14 protein-coding genes are annotated in these 15,698 nt (G+C 68.6%); 12 read left to right on the plus strand and 2 right to left on the minus strand.

Features of this window, described 5'->3' with window-relative positions; translation table 11 throughout:
* Positions 1-133: 133 nt before the first annotated feature.
* The 3 genes from FHS74_RS28010 to FHS74_RS28020 all read left to right on the plus strand — a co-directional run bounded on the left by FHS74_RS28010 (position 134) and on the right by FHS74_RS28020 (position 4,931).
* On the plus strand, positions 134-1,360 hold the full coding sequence (locus tag FHS74_RS28010) for an ROK family transcriptional regulator (protein ID WP_184807562.1): 1,227 nt from the start codon (positions 134-136) through the stop codon (positions 1,358-1,360).
* A 250-nt stretch (positions 1,361-1,610) separates the two neighbouring features.
* Entirely contained in the window at positions 1,611-2,804 is a 1,194-nt protein-coding gene (locus FHS74_RS28015; RefSeq protein WP_184807563.1) for an AGE family epimerase/isomerase, read from the plus strand.
* Between the two features lie 81 nt (positions 2,805-2,885).
* Positions 2,886-4,931, plus strand: coding sequence for an alpha/beta hydrolase domain-containing protein (locus FHS74_RS28020; protein WP_184807564.1), 2,046 nt, complete (start codon positions 2,886-2,888; stop codon positions 4,929-4,931).
* 49 nt (positions 4,932-4,980) lie between these two features.
* On the opposite strand, the gene FHS74_RS28025 is transcribed toward FHS74_RS28020, so the two are convergent.
* Positions 4,981-5,328: a hypothetical protein gene (locus tag FHS74_RS28025; RefSeq protein ID WP_184807565.1), complete on the minus strand. Its 348-nt coding sequence runs from the start codon at positions 5,326-5,328 to the stop codon at positions 4,981-4,983.
* 412 nt (positions 5,329-5,740) lie between these two features.
* Between FHS74_RS28025 and FHS74_RS28030 the strand changes: the two genes are divergently transcribed.
* The 3 genes from FHS74_RS28030 to FHS74_RS28040 all read left to right on the plus strand — a co-directional run bounded on the left by FHS74_RS28030 (position 5,741) and on the right by FHS74_RS28040 (position 9,171).
* Positions 5,741-7,132 carry a phospholipase C/P1 nuclease family protein gene (locus tag FHS74_RS28030; RefSeq protein WP_184807566.1) on the plus strand — a complete coding sequence of 464 codons (1,392 nt, stop codon included), beginning with the start codon at positions 5,741-5,743 and terminating at the stop codon, positions 7,130-7,132.
* A gap of 111 nt (positions 7,133-7,243) precedes the next feature.
* Positions 7,244-7,915, plus strand: a complete 672-nt coding sequence (locus FHS74_RS28035; RefSeq protein ID WP_184807567.1) for an ABC transporter ATP-binding protein — start codon at positions 7,244-7,246, stop codon at positions 7,913-7,915.
* Positions 7,912-9,171, plus strand: a complete 1,260-nt coding sequence (locus FHS74_RS28040; RefSeq protein WP_184807568.1) for an ABC transporter permease — start codon at positions 7,912-7,914, stop codon at positions 9,169-9,171. The genes FHS74_RS28035 and FHS74_RS28040 overlap by 4 nt, the downstream gene beginning before the upstream one ends.
* A 28-nt stretch (positions 9,172-9,199) precedes the next feature.
* Here FHS74_RS28040 and FHS74_RS28045 read toward each other — a convergent pair whose 3' ends face one another.
* Positions 9,200-9,466, minus strand: coding sequence for a hypothetical protein (locus FHS74_RS28045; protein ID WP_184807569.1), 267 nt, complete (start codon positions 9,464-9,466; stop codon positions 9,200-9,202).
* Positions 9,467-9,571: 105 nt separating this feature from the next.
* On the opposite strand from FHS74_RS28045, the gene FHS74_RS28050 reads away from it, so the two are divergent.
* The 6 genes from FHS74_RS28050 to FHS74_RS28075 all read left to right on the plus strand — a co-directional run bounded on the left by FHS74_RS28050 (position 9,572) and on the right by FHS74_RS28075 (position 15,632).
* A complete protein-coding gene (locus tag FHS74_RS28050) occupies positions 9,572-10,066 on the plus strand; it encodes a DUF3299 domain-containing protein (RefSeq protein WP_184807570.1) in 495 nt (164 codons plus the stop codon).
* 626 nt (positions 10,067-10,692) lie between these two features.
* Positions 10,693-10,947, plus strand: coding sequence for a hypothetical protein (locus tag FHS74_RS28055; protein WP_184807571.1), 255 nt, complete (start codon positions 10,693-10,695; stop codon positions 10,945-10,947).
* Positions 10,944-12,095, plus strand: a complete 1,152-nt coding sequence (locus FHS74_RS28060) for a class I SAM-dependent methyltransferase (RefSeq protein ID WP_184807572.1) — start codon at positions 10,944-10,946, stop codon at positions 12,093-12,095. The genes FHS74_RS28055 and FHS74_RS28060 overlap by 4 nt, the downstream gene beginning before the upstream one ends.
* Positions 12,068-13,066 (plus strand): alpha/beta fold hydrolase, encoded by a 999-nt coding sequence (locus tag FHS74_RS28065; RefSeq protein WP_184807573.1) that lies wholly within the window; start codon positions 12,068-12,070, stop codon positions 13,064-13,066. The genes FHS74_RS28060 and FHS74_RS28065 overlap by 28 nt, the downstream gene beginning before the upstream one ends.
* Before the next feature lie 84 nt (positions 13,067-13,150).
* A complete protein-coding gene (locus tag FHS74_RS28070) occupies positions 13,151-14,137 on the plus strand; it encodes an alpha/beta fold hydrolase (protein ID WP_184807574.1) in 987 nt (328 codons plus the stop codon).
* Between the two features lie 94 nt (positions 14,138-14,231).
* Positions 14,232-15,632 (plus strand): MFS transporter, encoded by a 1,401-nt coding sequence (locus FHS74_RS28075; protein ID WP_246463428.1) that lies wholly within the window; start codon positions 14,232-14,234, stop codon positions 15,630-15,632.
* Positions 15,633-15,698 lie beyond the last annotated feature (66 nt).

The raw sequence follows: 15,698 nt of genomic DNA on the forward strand, positions 1-15,698 counted from the left end.
CCGCCCCGCGCCCACCGTGATAAATTGGTGCCGTCGGCGCGATCTCGTGGCAAATGCATGATTGTGTCCAGCCCCCTGATGCCCCACCATCCCGGCCATAATCTTTGTTAAAGTTGATAAAGGAATTGTCCGGATGTCCGCGCCTGTGCCTCCCCGCACCGCCGACCTGCACCCCTCGCTGGGCGCCAGCCTGTCGGGCACGAACCTGGAGCGGGCGGGCGACCACAACCAGCGGGTCATGCTGCAGGCCATCCGGGTCAGCGGCCCCATCACCCGGGCGGAACTGGCGACCATCACCGGTCTGACAGCGCCAGCCATCGCCAACATCACCAAGCGCCTGCTGAACGACAATCTGATCATGGAGGTGGGCCGCCTGCACGGCGCCCGCGGCCAGCCGGCGATGCGCCTGGCCATCAACCCGGACGGCTGCTTTTCCATCGGCGTGAACATCGACCGCGACCATGTCACCGTGTTGGTGCTGGACCTGCTGGGCCAGATCCGTCACCGCGCGACGTTGGAGGTGGACTTCCCCCTGCCGGACGCCGTCACCAGCTTCTTCAAGGAGCAGGTGGACGCGCTGCTGACGGCCAACGCCTTCCCACAGGATCGTATCATCGGCATCGGCGTCGCCATGCCCGATGATCTGGGCCGGGTGAACCTGCCCAACCGCCCCGCCAGCTATGAGGCCTGGAACACGGTCAACGTCGCCCGGCTGTTCTCGGCCATCCTGCCGCTCCCGGTGTTCCTGGAAAATGACGCGGCGGCGGCGGCCCTGGGCGAGCTGCAATTCGGCCACGGCCTGCACGATCCCAGCTTCTTCTACATCCTGATCAGCCGCGGCCTCGGGGGCGGCATGGTCATCGATGGTCAGTATTTCCGGGGCGCCCAGGGGCGCAGCGGCGAAATCGGCTTCCTGCCCGTGGAATCGTCCCGCACGGCGGCGACCTCCTTGCAGGAGGCGGTGTCGTTGTCGGCCCTGTTCAGCTTCCTCAAGGCCAACGGCCAACCCCTGAGCCAACCGGACCAGCTGGCCAACCTGGACGCCGAGGGGCAGGCGCTGGTCGGCCAGTGGCTGGACACGGCGGCGGAGTTGCTGACCGTTCCCATCATCGCCATCAGCTGCCTGGTGAACCCGGAGGCCGTGTTCCTGGGCGGCCGTCTGCCCACCGCCCAGCTGGACCGCCTGGCCCATCTGATCACCGAACGGCTGAAGGCCCATGCCGGCGCCGTTCCCGTCATCGCCCCCGTCTATCGCGCCGCCACCGCCATGGACGCGCCGGCCGTGGGCGCCGCCATCCTCCCCTTCAACGACCGCCTGCTGCCGTCCCGCACCGCCCTGATGAAGACCGCCGCCACCTGACGGCCTCTCCAGAAAACAGGGGCCGCCGGGATCGCGGAATTATTATTTCATTTTTCATTTTTCGCCGCAAAACGGTATTCTCGCGCCTGCGGCTGGCCAAAGCCGAGAATCCCCGCCGCGCCTGCGGGGGCGATTTGTTCCCCGGCACGGGGGAAGGCCAAGATCGGCGCCGCCCGCTGGGGTCCTTCCCCCGGCGGGCGGGGAGCCGACCGCTTCTGGTGGTGCTGACAATCACACAAGGAAAGCCTGTATGTCCTCTCCCGCTTTTTCCAGCGCCCTCGCCGATGCCGCGGCTGTGCGCGGCCAGTTGAACACTTGGCTGGTGGAGCACGCCTACCCCTTGTGGTGGGAAGCGGGGGCGGACCGGCTGCACGGCGGCTTCCATGAAAAGCTGGGCCTGGACGGCAAGCCCACCAACGACCCCCGCCGCGCGCGGGTGCAGGCCCGCCAGGTCTATGCCTATTCCGTCGCCGCCAAGTCCGGCTGGAACGGCCCGGTGCGCGAGGCGGCGGAACATGGCCTGACCTTCTTCCTCAACCACTACCGCCGCCCCGACGGCCTGTTCCGCACCAAGGTGGCGCCGGACGGCGGCTGTCTGGACGACACCGTCGTGCTATACGACCAGGCCTTCGCCCTGTTCGCCCTGGCGGCCGCGCAGGGTGCCGCACCGGAGAACCGGGTGCCGGAGGAGATGGCGGTCGCGGTGCGCCAGCGTCTGCTGGACACCCTGCACCATGCCCAGGGCGGGTTCGAGGAGAGCCATCCCCGCACCCTGCCCCTGCTGTCCAACCCGCACATGCACATGCTGGAGGCCTGCCTCGCCTGGATGGAACAGGGCGGCGACGGCGGCTGGCGCGAGTTGGCGGAGGAGATCGTGAACCTGGCGCTGACCCGCTTCATCGACGGCCAGATGGGCGGGCTGAAGGAATACTTCGATGGCGACTGGCGCCCCCAGGCCGGCACCCCCGGCCGCATCGTCGAGCCGGGCCACCAGTTCGAATGGGCATGGCTGATGCTGCGCTGGTCGGCCCTGACAGGCAGCCAAGCGGCGGCGGACGCCGCCTGGCGCATGATCGCCATTGGTGAGGGCCCGGGCGTGGACCGCCGGCGTGGCGTCGCCATGAATGCCCTGCTGGACGATATGACACCCCACGATCCGGTGGCCCGCCTGTGGCCGCAGACGGAGCGCATCAAGGCCGCCGCGCTGGCGGCATTGGCCACCCGCGACGATGCCGACCGCAGCGAGGGCTATTGGGCCATGGCGGCGGCCGGCGGGCGCGGCCTGATGACGTATTTCGATACGCCGGTTCAAGGCCTGTGGCGCGACCGCCTGAACCCCGACGGCAGCTTCGTGGAGGAGGCGGCACCGGCCAGCAGTTTCTACCACATCGTCTGCGCCATCCAGGAACTGGACCGCGCGCTGGCCACCATCGGTCATCCATAGAGTGGCCGCCCTAGGATAGTGGATTGAAGGCGGGACACCGCCGCTTTAGGTTCGGCCCCACAATGAATAAGGGGCAGTGACATGCGGCGTCTGATCGTCCTGATGGGGCTACTGACCGCCACGCCGGCGTGGTCGGCGGTGGAGCGGGTGGAGATCACGGAGCGTACGGTGCTGGCCGACGGGGCCACCTTCGGCACCGTCGGCACCTATGAGAAGATCCGCGGCACGGCCTGGGTGAGCCTGGACCCCGCCCTGCCGGCCAATGCCCGCATCACCGACCTTGGCTTGGCGCCCAAGGACGATCACGGTCGCGTCATCTTCGCCACCGACTTCCTGATGCTGCGCCCCACCAACGCGGGCCAGCGCAACGGCGCCCTGTTCTACGACGTGAACAACCGGGGCGGCATCGCGGCGCTGGGCCAAGCCAACGGCCGGGTGCCGGCACACAACGACCCCACCACCCTGGCCGACACCGGCAACGGCTTCTTTTTCAAGCGCGGCTTCACCCTGCTGTGGTCGGCCTGGACTTGGGACGTTCAAAGGGGCGGGCCGGAAGATAGGCCCTTCATCCTGAAGCCGCCCGTGGCCAAGGAGAAGGACGGCAAGCCCATCACCGGCAAGGTCGCGTACGAGTTCATCGTCGACAAGCCGGCGAAGACCGCAGGCTACGTCGGCATGAAAGGCATCCCCTATCCCTTCGCCAGCGAGGGCGCCCCCGACGCCGTGCTGACGGAACGGGACGCCCCCGAGGCGCCACGGCACCCCATCGCCCGCGCTGACTGGACCTTCGTGGAAAACCCCGATGGCGGCCTGCCGGTGGAGGTACGGCTGGAGGCCGGCTTCCAGACCGGCAAGATCTATGAGGTGGTGGTCCCCTCCCGCGATCCGTACGTGGTGGGCGTTGGCCTGGCCGGCATCCGCGACCTGCTGTCCTTCTTCAAAACCCAGCCCTTCGCCGGGCAGCCGCCGCTGGACCGCGCCCTGATCTTCGGCATCTCCCAGTCCGGTCGTGTCATCGACACCATGCTGTACAATGGCTGGAACCGGGATGAGGAGGGGCGCCCCGCTTTCGACGGCGCCTATGCCCAGGTACCGGGGGCCGGCAAGGGCTCCTTCAACCAGCGCTTTGGCCAGGCCACCCGCCATTTCAGCCCGCTGGTGGAACAGATCTATTATTCCGACGCCTTCCCCTTCACCACCGCCCCCTCGACCGAACCGGCCACGGGGCGAAGCGGATCGATGCTGGACGGGGCGCGGGCGTTGGGCCCACTGCCTAAAATGATCTTCGCCAACACCTCGGCCGAATACTGGAACCGCTCCGCCTCGCTGCTGCACATCACGCCGGACGGCGGGGCGGACGCCGCCATCGACCCCTCCGCCCGCATCTACCTGCTGGCGGGGTCGCAGCATTATGTCGGCCGGTCGCATGAGCGCCGGCCCTTCACGGCCTGCGTCAACACCACCAACCACTATCCGGTGGAACGCGCCCTGATCGTGGCGCTGGACAATTGGGTCCAGGGCAAGGGCCTGCCGCCCGACAGCGCGGTGCCCAGGCTGGCCGACGGCACCCTGGTCCCGGCGGAGGTCTACAAGGCGGCCTTCCCCAAGGTGCCCGGCCTGACGCCGCCGCTCTCGCCCCTGACGCCGCCCCGCCTGGATTTCGGGCCGCGCTACCCCCAAGGCATCGCTGACACGGTGCCGCCGGCGCGTGGCGCGCGCTACCCCGCCCGCGTACCCGCCACCGACGCCGACGGAAACGACCGCGCCGGCGTGCGCCAGGTGGAACTGGAAGTGCCGCTGGGAACCCACACCGGCTGGAACCTGCGGGCGCCGGAGACGGGCTTCGCCGGCTACCAGGGACGCTTCGACGGCTCCTTCGCGCCCTTCGCCCGGACGGAGGCGGAGCGCGCGGCCGCCCACGACCCCCGCCCATCCCTGGCGGAGCGCTACCCCACCCGCCAGGACTTCCTGGACAAGGCACGCGCGGCCTTAGGCCGCGAGGTGGCGGCGGGCTTCATCCTGGCCGATGAGGTGGACGGACTGGTGGCCGACCAGGGCGCGCTCTACGACCGCATCCTGGCCCACGACCCGGCCGACTCCGGCTGCGGCTATCTCTACGCCAACTGACCCATCACCGCCCAAGCCAAGGGGACGGGGTGATGGGAAGCCAGCGGCCTCAGGAGACCGGACGCACCAGTTCCAGCGTGTCGCCGGTGCGGCGCACATGCAGTTCCAGGGCCGGCTGGCCGACACCGCGCGGCACGGAGACCACCGTTTCCTGGTCAGGCGCCAGGGTGGAGACGAAGCGCACGGTGCTGGCCGGGTCCTGGGTACCGGCGGTGACCACCACCTGATAGCCGGCCTTGGTGGGGTGGTAGTAGAGGTTGACGTCCACGGCGTCGAACTTCGCCTTGAGGGCAGTGTCGGCGGACAGGGTTTCGCCACGGGCGATGGTGACCAGGCTCACGGCGCCGGCGACGACAGCCGAAAACAGGATGGAATGGGCGGCAATGGAGCGGGACATGGGCGGGGCCTCGGGAATGGAAGACTGAACAGCCAATGCTGCAGTTGCGAAGAATTATATGGCAGTCGCGAAAGAACCGACAACGCTGTCTGCCGCTCGGCGGCTATGCGGTCCTGGAAGGGCGGGTTTAAACGGCTGCACCGGCCGCCTATGCCCGGGGGCCCCTTGGTGATCGGACAACGGGCCTCGGCTTACGTCCTGAATGATGCGAATGCCACTCTTCAGGACAGAAACCTCGATCAGGGACCAAGGCAGGCATGAAGGGATAGATCTTCCGCATGTGCGAACATACCGGCGCCAAAAACGCTTGGGATGTCGCGGAAAAGACTTTAAACGGCGCTATCCTTCGCCGCGCGGAAGACGATCTCCGCCGCCCCCGAAGGGGACGTGCCCCATTCCACAGGTGCCTGCCATGCCAAGCCTCAAACCCCGGTGCCTATGGCTGACCGTGGCCGTCTTCGTCACCCTTCAGTCACCGGCGGCCCGGGCCTGGAGCAACCACACCCTCTGCACATGGCAGGCGACAACGCCACTGGGGCATTGGGGGGAGCGCACCGTGACGGCGGAAACGCTGGCCGATTTCCTGACCAAGGAAGCGGACCGCCTGCCGAAGATGCTGGCGGATGAGGAGCAATGGGCCCAGGCGACCGTCCCCTTCTACCCGCCGCGACCGGCCGCACTGGCCTTCCAGGCGCCGCATGACGGCGGCGGCGACGCCTCGGCGTTGAAGCGCGCCTTCCTGCAGGCGATCCGCGCCAATGCGGACATGCCGCTGGCCCTCTATCTGCAGCGCCCGCCCGGCACGGCGGTGGCGCCGGAGCGGGTCGTGCCCTGGCCCTCTCTCAGCATCCTCAAGAGCATGAGCGATCTCGACGCCAACAGCCTGGAGCGGATAGACGACGGGGCGACGGTCCGCGTCGCCGACGTGGTCGCCACCGCGTCCAACGAACCCGACTATGGCCTGGATATCGGCCTGTGGCAGGACAACGGCACCCAGTTCGGCGCCCTCTACGGCTATGGCCCGCAGCCTTTCGGCAACCCGCGCCTGGACTACGGCAGCCAAGCGCCCTTCCACATGGGTTTTTATCATGAGTCCGGCATCGTCTACCGGGCGGCACCCTATCTGCAGCACACTTATCCCGAGGCCCGTATCCACCTGTACATGACCCTGTCGCGCTTCGCCTTCGCCCAGGGGCATGCCTATTGGGGCTGGCGCTTCGCCGGCTGGGCCGTCCACTACGTCCAGGATCTGGCCCAGCCCTATCACGCCCGCGTCCTGCCCGGCGTCAACGTGACCCGGATGCTGTTGACCAGCGTGCTGGATATGGCGGGGGTGCACGGCCCCAAGACCGCGGCCCTCAACCGGGTCACCAACCGTCATACCGTGCTGGAAAACTATCAGTACCGCCACATGGCGGCCGCCTATCGGCAGGGCGCCCTGACCGATCCGCTGCTGGTGGCCCTGCGCGACACCACCGACGATCCGTCCCTGCCCCGGCTGCAGCCGGCCGCGTTACGCACCATCGTCACGGCACAGTCGGCCGATGCCGCCGACGCCCTGGATGGCCAGTTGGAACGCAGTTTCTCCGCCCACTACGTCACCGATCCGGACACCGACCTCGCTGCGGTTCCCGACCTGGATATGGACAGCATCGCCCGCCAGGCGCCGGTGGTGGAGCAGGAAAGGTTAAGCGCCCTGGTCGCCGCCCGGATGCGGCAGGTGGGCCGTGACACCCGGGCGGTCCTCCGCGCCGTGGATCCGCAGGAGACGGCGGAAGCCGCCGCTGGGGCGCCGCGGCCCTGAGCCGGGAGCCCATCAGTGTCACGGGCTGCGACGAAAAAGACATGGACGGCGACCCGAGGGACGGATATTTAGCTATGTTATAACATAACATACTCCGTCGTCTGGACCGCCATGTCCCCTCCCGCCCCTCTGATCCATTTACGCGGCCTGCACCATAGGGTGGCGGGCCGTACCGTGCTGGACCTGCCGGACTGGCGGGTGGCGGCCGGCGAACACGGCCTGCTGCTGGGCCCGAGCGGCAGCGGCAAGACCACCCTGCTGCAGATCATCGCCGGGTTGCTGTCGCCCACGGCCGGCCAGGTCATGGTGGCGGGCCAGGAAATGACCAGCCTGGACGAAGGCGTGCGTGACGTGGTGCGCGGCGCCTGCATCGGCCTGGTGTTCCAGCAACTGCATCTGGTTAACGCGCTGACCCTGGCCGACAATCTGCGCCTGGCGCAGCGGCTGGCGGATTACCCGCCGGATGACGGCCGCGTGGCGCAACTGCTGAACCGCATCGGCCTGGGCGACCGCGCCCACGCCTACCCGCGCCAGCTCTCGCAAGGGGAGCGGCAACGGCTGGCCATCGCGCGGGCCGTGGTCAACCGTCCCGCCCTGGTGCTTGCGGATGAACCCACCAGCGCGCTGGACGACGGCAACTGCACGCGTCTGCTGGACCTTATGCTGGAACAGGCGGCGGAGAACGACGCCACGCTGCTGATCGCGACCCATGACGCGCGGCTGAAGACCCGGTTGCCGGCACGCCTGGTGCTGACGGCCCCAGCCCTTGGGGCGGTGGCATGACCGGCACCCTGGGACCCGTCGGGCTCAGCCTGGCCTATCTGCGCCAAAACCGCCTGGCCACGGCGCTGAACCTGCTGCTTCTGGCTTTGGGCGTCGCCGCCATCGCCGGGCTGGCGCTGATCGACAGCCAGATGCAGGGGCGCCTGACCCGCGACGTCGCCGGCATCGACCTGGTGGTGGGCGCGAAGGGCAGCCCCCTGCAACTGATCCTGTCCAGCGTCTATCAGGCCGACGTGCCGACAGGGAACGTGCCCCTGTCCACCCTGGAGGATCTGCGCCGCAACCCCCTGGTACGCGAGGCCATTCCGGTGGCGTTGGGGGACAGCTATCAGGGCTTCCGCATCGTCGGCACGACGCCGGACTATCCTGGCCACTACCAGGCGACACCCGCCCAGGGGCGCATGTTCGGCGCGGCGATGGAGGCCACGGTGGGCGCCACCGTGGCACGGGCCGCCAATCTGCATGTGGGCGACAGCTTCGCCGGCAGCCACGGCCTGACGCCGGGCGGTGAGGTGCACGCCCACACCCCCTACACCGTCGTCGGCATCCTGGCCCCCACGGGCACGGTCGTGGACCGGCTGGTGCTGACGCCGGTGGAAAGCGTCTGGGCGGTACATGCCCATCACCACCACCACGATGACGACGGGGATGGGGACCGGGACGGTGAGCACGATGAAGAGCACCATGAGGAGGTGGCGGGCGCCCAACCCCCACGCGAAGTGACGGCCATCCTGGTACGCTATGCGTCCCCCCTTGCCGCCGCCCGGCTGCCCCGCGCCATCAACAGCGAGACGGGCGCCCAGGCCGCCAGCCCCGCCACGGAACTCGTCCGCCTCATGTCACTGCTGGGCGCGGGCCTGGACGCCTTCCGCGCCGTGGGCGTGCTGCTGGTGGTAACCTCGGCGCTGGGCACCTTCGTCGCCCTGACCAACGCCCTGCAGCAGCGCCGCTACGACCTGGCGGTGATGCGCAGCCTGGGCGCCAGCCGAGCCCGTATCGTGCTGCAGATCACGGTGGAAGCCCTGCTGGTCAGCGGCGGCGGCACCCTGGCCGGCCTGCTGCTGGCTCATGGCGGGCTCGCCCTGTTCGTGGCGCTGTCACCCAAGGCGCGCGACTTCGGCATCAACCCGCTGATGGTGGCGCCGGCGGAATTGGGCTTGCTGGGCTTAGGCGTCGTCGTGGCCGCCGTGGCGGCGGCCTTGCCCGCCATCCAGGCTTACCGCACCGATGTCGCCCGCACGTTGGCACAATCCTGAAGGCACGTTCCGTGCCACCGGATATGGCCTAATGACACCATTCGGTGCCGTAGGGTGTGGGATGGCAGCATAGGCCGGCGGAACCGCGGGGTGCATCGGGGCCCAGGCTGTCCTGGTAGGCGCGCGCGGCCTCCCGCCACTTCTCTTCCCGCATGTTGCGGACGGCGGCGGCGGCCAGCTCCGCGTCTTCCGTCGTCGTCGGTGGCGGCTGGGGTGGGGGCGACGGTTGGGGCGCGGCCCCCTGCCCCCAGGCCGACCCCCAGATGAGGCCTGTCGCCACAAGCACCGCGCCCAATCCAATCGCCCTGCCCGCCGCCATCGCGCCAAATTCCCTGGGAACGTTGAAATTATGATATGTTATATCATAACTCCCTGGCGTGCACATCTCAGGAATAGTCCAATGTCGATGCACCACTTGCCCGCTCTGCTGCTGGCCGCCGCCCTGACCATCCTGACCCCGGCTTCCGCGCTGGCGCTGCGCCTGGAGAAGACCACCGTGCCCAAGGCGCAGGATATTCCCCGGGCCACCCTGGGCTGGGACAAAATCGCCGATGTGAAGGAGATTGAGATCAAGGTGAAGAACGGCACGCGGCTGCGGGCTGTTTTCGGCCCGGCGGTACAACGCATGGCGGGACAGAGCCTGACCCTGGGCGGCTATATCATTCCGCTGGAACAAACCGAACGTTCCACCCACTTCCTGCTGAGCGCGCTGGCGCCCAGTTGTCCCTTCTGCCCGCCGCCGGGCGCGGCCGACGTGGTGGAGGTGCGCACCAAAGAGCCTGTCACCTTCACCTATGACCTGGTCGTCCTCACCGGCACCGTGCGCCTGACGCCGGATGACGAGAATTGCCTCTATTACCATTTGGACGGTGCCGGCATGGCGCCCAAAGGTTGACGGGATCACGTCACGTCCCGCTGCGGGGTGTCGCAGGCGCCGGGCCATGAGGTCCGGCTGACGTCACTGGAGTACGGGCGCCCGTACCTCACAAGGCACAGAAGAACGACCACCGGGACGCCGAAGCGATTGTCGCGGCGACGGCGCGGTCCATCGACTGATCTCCGTGCCCGGCATTGGCAGCATCAGCACGCGCGACAATCGCTCCCTGCGCGAGAGCCTGATCCGCGGCGCACGGGTCGGTGCCGCTGCTGGTCGAGGCTTGGATCCTCAAATCACTTACGGACGGGGCGGACCCTACGTTGACGGTCCGGCGATCTCCATGCGCCGGCGGAAATGGTATGGCACCGGATCCATCTGGTGGACAAACCATCGGAACACGACGCCGGGCGCACACGGATGCGACAAAATCCCGGCGTCGTCCGGCATCAGTCCCTCGAGGAGCCTTCCCGGGAGCCCATGGCTCTGCCCGGTCGTGGTGGCCGGTCGTGGTGGCCGGTCGCGTTGGACGCAAAACGGGCCACAAATAATATGGCGAGGTTCACGTGAAAAGCAGGCTTCCGCGCACACCCAACCGGCTCGACCCCATTCCGGGCAGACGCAGCCTTGATGAGCAGACACTGGCGATGATCGTATCGCTGGCATCAGAAGTGACCGTCCTGCGCGCGCGGCTGGACACCTGCGAACGCCTGCTGGTCGCGGCCCAGGTCCTGGCGCCGGGTGCCGTGGACTCCTTCTCGCCCGACGCGGCGGCCCAGGCCGAACGGGACGGCCTGCGCCAACACACGCTGAACAAAGTCTTCCGCCCCCTGCAGGAGGCGGCGATGGCCGACGTGGCCGCGGCGTCCCGCCCAATCGCCGGCAAGGAGATCCAAGCATGAGCGGCATCGCCGAGTCCCGCGCCGCCCTGGCGCACCCCATGATCGCGGTCCCCACCCATGATGAGTTGGTGGAACAGCTGTTCGTCCGCGACCTGAAGCTGTTCGTCGGCCAGACGCTGGAACCGGCGCAGCAGAAGATCGCGGCGCAGATCGTGCCCGCCATCGCCGGCAGCGGCAGCAACAGTCCGGTGGATGACCTGCGCCACCGCATGCAGTCCTTCGAAAGCTTCACGACCTGGCTCAGCCTGAAGCGTGAATCCCAGCGCCAGCTGTGGGCGGCGGTGGAGGATTGCGTGGAACGGCAGGCCGACCAGTTGGAGGCCCTGGCCGCGGTCGACGCGCCCAAGGGCACCCTGACGCTGGATCCGGACTTCGTGGCCCCCGACTACATCACGCGGGGCGACATCCACCTGATGCCCGGCGGCAACGCGCATGACGATGGTTCGGTGCTGCAGGGCGCGGTGATGGATCGGGGCGGCGCGGTCTACATGCTGGGCCGCAACGGCGGCATGCTGAACGACCTGCGCGGCCATACCGCCATGGCCCACCTGCTGACGGTCGCACCCGACATCCGCCCCATCCGCATCCTGGACATGGGCTGCGGCATCGGCACCAGCACCGTGCCGGCGGCGGTCTGCTTCCCCGAGGCGGAGGTGCACGGCATAGACGTCGGCGCCTCCATGCTGCGCTACGCCCACGCCCGGGCCGAGCATCTGGGCGCGGCCGTCCATTTCTCGCAGCAGAGCGCGGAACGGACTTCCTTCCCCGGCGCCTCCTTCGACGTCGTCTACAGCTGCGTCGTGCTGCACGAAACCTCACCGACAGCGGCCATCAACATCCTGGCGGAAAGCCGCCGCCTGCTGCGGCCGGGCGGCATCGCCATCCATCTGGAGGTACCGCTGCTGCACACCCTGGGCGACATCTGGCAGGAGCTGTCTTCGGAACTGGAGGCCCAGTTCAACAACGAACCCAACTGGCGCGGCGCCCTGACCGCCGACTATGGCCAGCTGATGCGCGCCGCCGGCTTCACCGACATCCGCACGGGCTATCAAGCGACCGCCTTCAACGGCCGCACCGCGCCCCGGAAATTCGGTGAGGCGTCGGAGGGGGTTTTCCGCTCATGGTTCGTCACCTCCGGTCGGGCATGACGGTGATGGCGCAAAAAATAAGGTCGGTGGCGGGCGCGGCGCTGCTGTTGGCGGCGGCGTGGCTGGGCACCTCCAGCCACGCGGCGGAGGCGACGCCGCCGCAACGGCTATCCCTGGCGGAGTTGCGCCAGCGGCTGGGCGCGCCGGGTGACCATTACGCCAACCTCGGCGGCGTCGAGGTGCGCTACCGCGACGAGGGTAAGGGCCCGGTGCTGCTGCTGCTGCACGGATCCAACGGCACGCTCAACGCCTGGGACGGGGTGGTCGCCCGGCTCAAGGACCGCTATCGCATCATCCGCTTCGACCAGCCGCCGGGCGGCCTGTCAGGCCCAGTCAGCGAGGACGCGGCCCAGACGGTGGGCACCCCCGAGGCTTTGGTGGCGCGGTTGCTGGACAAGGTGGGCGTGGACAAGGCCGCCGTGTTCGGCACTTCCAGCGGCGGCACGCTGGCCTATTATTTCGCGGGGACCTATCCCCAGCGGGTAACGGCCCTGATCCTGGCCAACACCCCGGCGGACTCCGTGGCGGAGGCCAAGATCCAGACCACGCCGGCGCTGGACGTCGAGATCGCGCGGGCCAAGGCCATCGGCTATCGCGACCTGCAATACTGGCAGGTCTACATGTCCTACCTGTGGGGGGAGCCCAAACGCCTGACGCGGGAAACGGTGGAATATTCCTACACCACCGGCCTGCGGGCGCCCGAGCCCAGCCCTTTAGCCCTCTACGCCCTGACCGCCAACAAGCAGCTGACCATGGACCACCTCAGCGCCGTGAAGGCGCCGGTTCTGATCCTGTGGGGCCGGCGCGACCCGGTGCTGACGCCCCCGGCGGAAGCCGCCCTGTATGACTATCTGGCCGGCGCGGAAAGCCGGTCGGTGGTCTGGCTGGACACTGCGGGCCACTTTCCCGCGCAGGAAGTGCCGGAACGCGTGGCCGACCTTGTCGATGCGTACCTCAGGCGGGACCAATAGCCCGCCCTTCGACACCGTGTGTGAGAATAAAAATAGCCTTGTGATCACAACAAATTACCGTGAAAAGCAAAAGGACAGGGCGACGTGAGATTTGGCAGGATTGGGGTGGCGGCCGGCGCGTGCGTCGGGCTGCCACTGGTATTGTTCATCGCGTGGTTCGTTCCAGCCAGGCTGGGCTGGCTGGCCACCGATCGCGAGGCGGCGACCGCGCGGTACGCGCAGGCGCCGTCCCGGTTCATCACCGTGGACAATGTGCCCATGCATGTCCGGGTGGAGGGCAAGGGGCCGCCCGTGCTGCTGTTGCACGGCACCGGGGTCAACCTGCACGAATGGGACCCGCTGGTGGACCGACTATCGGACCGCTACACCCTGATCCGGGTGGATTGGCCGCCTTACGGCCTTAGCGGCCCCAACCCCCGGGGCTACACCACCGCCGAAGCCGCCCGGTTGGTGGGCCTGGTGCTGGACCAGCTGGCGGTCGGCCCGCTGGCGGTGGTGGCGACATCCAACGGCTGCAACGTCGCCCTGCAGCTGAATGCCGATAACCCCAACCGCATCCGGGCCATGGCCTTTTCCATGCTGCCGCTGGAACGACCCAGCCAGACCCGCCAGGTCGACTGGCGCATCCGCTGGATGCTGGCCTTCCACAACGCGGTGCTGCCCCACTACCACCCGCGGTTCTTCTACACCCTGGTGCTGCAGGACACCTCCCACCCCGGCTGGTCAGCGCCCCCCTATCTGGCGGGGGTCATGTACGACATGGCCAACCTTCCCGGGGCCATCACCAACCAGCAGGCCTACCTGAAGTCCAATGTGGCGCTGTTCCGCACCACGGACGTGGGGGCCACCGCCGGCCAGGTGCGGGCACCCGTCCTGCTGCAATGGTCGGATGAGGACACGGTGATCTCGCAAGGCGCCGATGCATCGGTGCGGCGGTTCACCGGAACCCGGGTGAAGGTGATCCACTATCCCGGTATCGGCCACTGGCCGATGTGGGAAAGCCCGGACCGGTTCGCCGCCGACCTTGGCGATTTCCTGGACGCGCTTCCAGCGTCCCCGGCGGCACCCTGATGGCCCGCGAAACCCGTCGCTCGGGCACGGCACTTGAAAAGGCGAGGCGTCCCGTGGGGTTGCCCGCCGCAGTGGGAGACATGCGGTGACGACGATGCGTTCCGAAGAGTCCCTGGCCCCTGTTCCCGCCACCGCCGCCGGCCAGGCGGATTATCCCAGCCGGCGCACCGCGTGGTGGACCGTCACCGTCCTGTTCCTGGCGGCCATCGTGTCCATTATCGATCGCGGTATCATCAACATCGTCGTGGACCCGGTCCGCCATGACCTGGGCCTGGTCGATTTCCAGATCGGCCTGCTGCAGGGCCTGGCCTTCGGGCTGTTCTACGCCACGGTGGGCATCCCCCTGGGCCTGATCGCCGACCGCGTGTCCCGGCGCCTGCTGGTCACCGTCGGTGTGCTGGTGTGGAGCCTGGCCACCATCGGCGGCGGCCTGGCGGCGACCTTCGGCGAACTGTTCGCCTCCCGCCTGCTGGTGGGCCTGGGAGAAGCGGCGCTGGGCCCCGCGGCGGTATCGCTGATCGCCGACCTGTTCCCGCCCCATCGCCGGGGCAAGCCGCTCAGCCTGTTCCTCACCGGCCAGGCCGTCGCCAATGGCTTGGCCATTTCGCTGACCAGCTTCATCATGGCCGCCGCGGCCAACGGCCGCTTCGTCGGCGTTCCCCTGCTGCAGGATGCCGCCCCGTGGCGCGTGGCCTTCATCGGCTGCGGCACCCTGGGCTTGGTGGTGGTCGCCATGATGCTGATGACCCGGGAGCCGCCCCGCCGTGGCATCCAGGGGGCGGCGGACCCCATCTCGCTGGCCGACAAGCTGTCCTTCCTGAAACGCAACGGCGCCGTCTTCGCCCCGCTGTATCTGGGCTTCGCCCTGTGCTTCATGGCGGCCTATGCCGCCGCCGCCTGGTCGCCGGCCATGCTGACGCGGGCCTTCGGGCTGGGACCGGCGATGATCGGGTCCTGGCTCGGACCGTTCTCCATGGCCTTTTCTTTCCTGGGGCCGTTGGTGGGCGGGCTGATGATCGACCACTTCGCCCGCCGCTCCATCGCCATGGCCAAGTTCGGCATCCTGATGGTGGGCCCGCTGCTGGCCATCCCGTCGGCGCTGGCCGTGTTCGTGCCCGGTCCCGTCTTCGCCATGTTCCTGGTGGCCAGCAGCAGCGCCATCTTCGCCGTGCTGGGCGCCACCACCTTCGCCACCCTTCAGGCCATCGTGCCGCCCACCATGCGCGGCAGCGCCATCGCCCTGAGCGGGCTGGTCAACACCATCATCGGCGCCACGCTGGGCCCGCTGCTGGTGGCGACACTGACCGACCGCCTGTTCCGGAACCCGGCGCAGGTCGGTTACTCCATCGCCATCGTCGTCATCCCGGCCCTGCTGGGTGGGGCGGTCCTGTTCGCGCTGGCCCGACGCGGCATGGTCCGCCAGCGGCTGTCGGGGGGTGAGGCCGCGGCCATGCTGCTGGCCGCTGAAGGCCAGAGGGTGGGCCCCTATCGCTGACGGCGGGCGCCGCCGGCCTTTCCCCATCGCGGCGGCCCCGGCCGCCTTCCCTGCACGAGGTGCCTC

The organism is Nitrospirillum iridis (assembly GCF_014205765.1).
GTDB classification, from domain to species: Bacteria; Pseudomonadota; Alphaproteobacteria; order Azospirillales; family Azospirillaceae; genus Nitrospirillum; species Nitrospirillum iridis.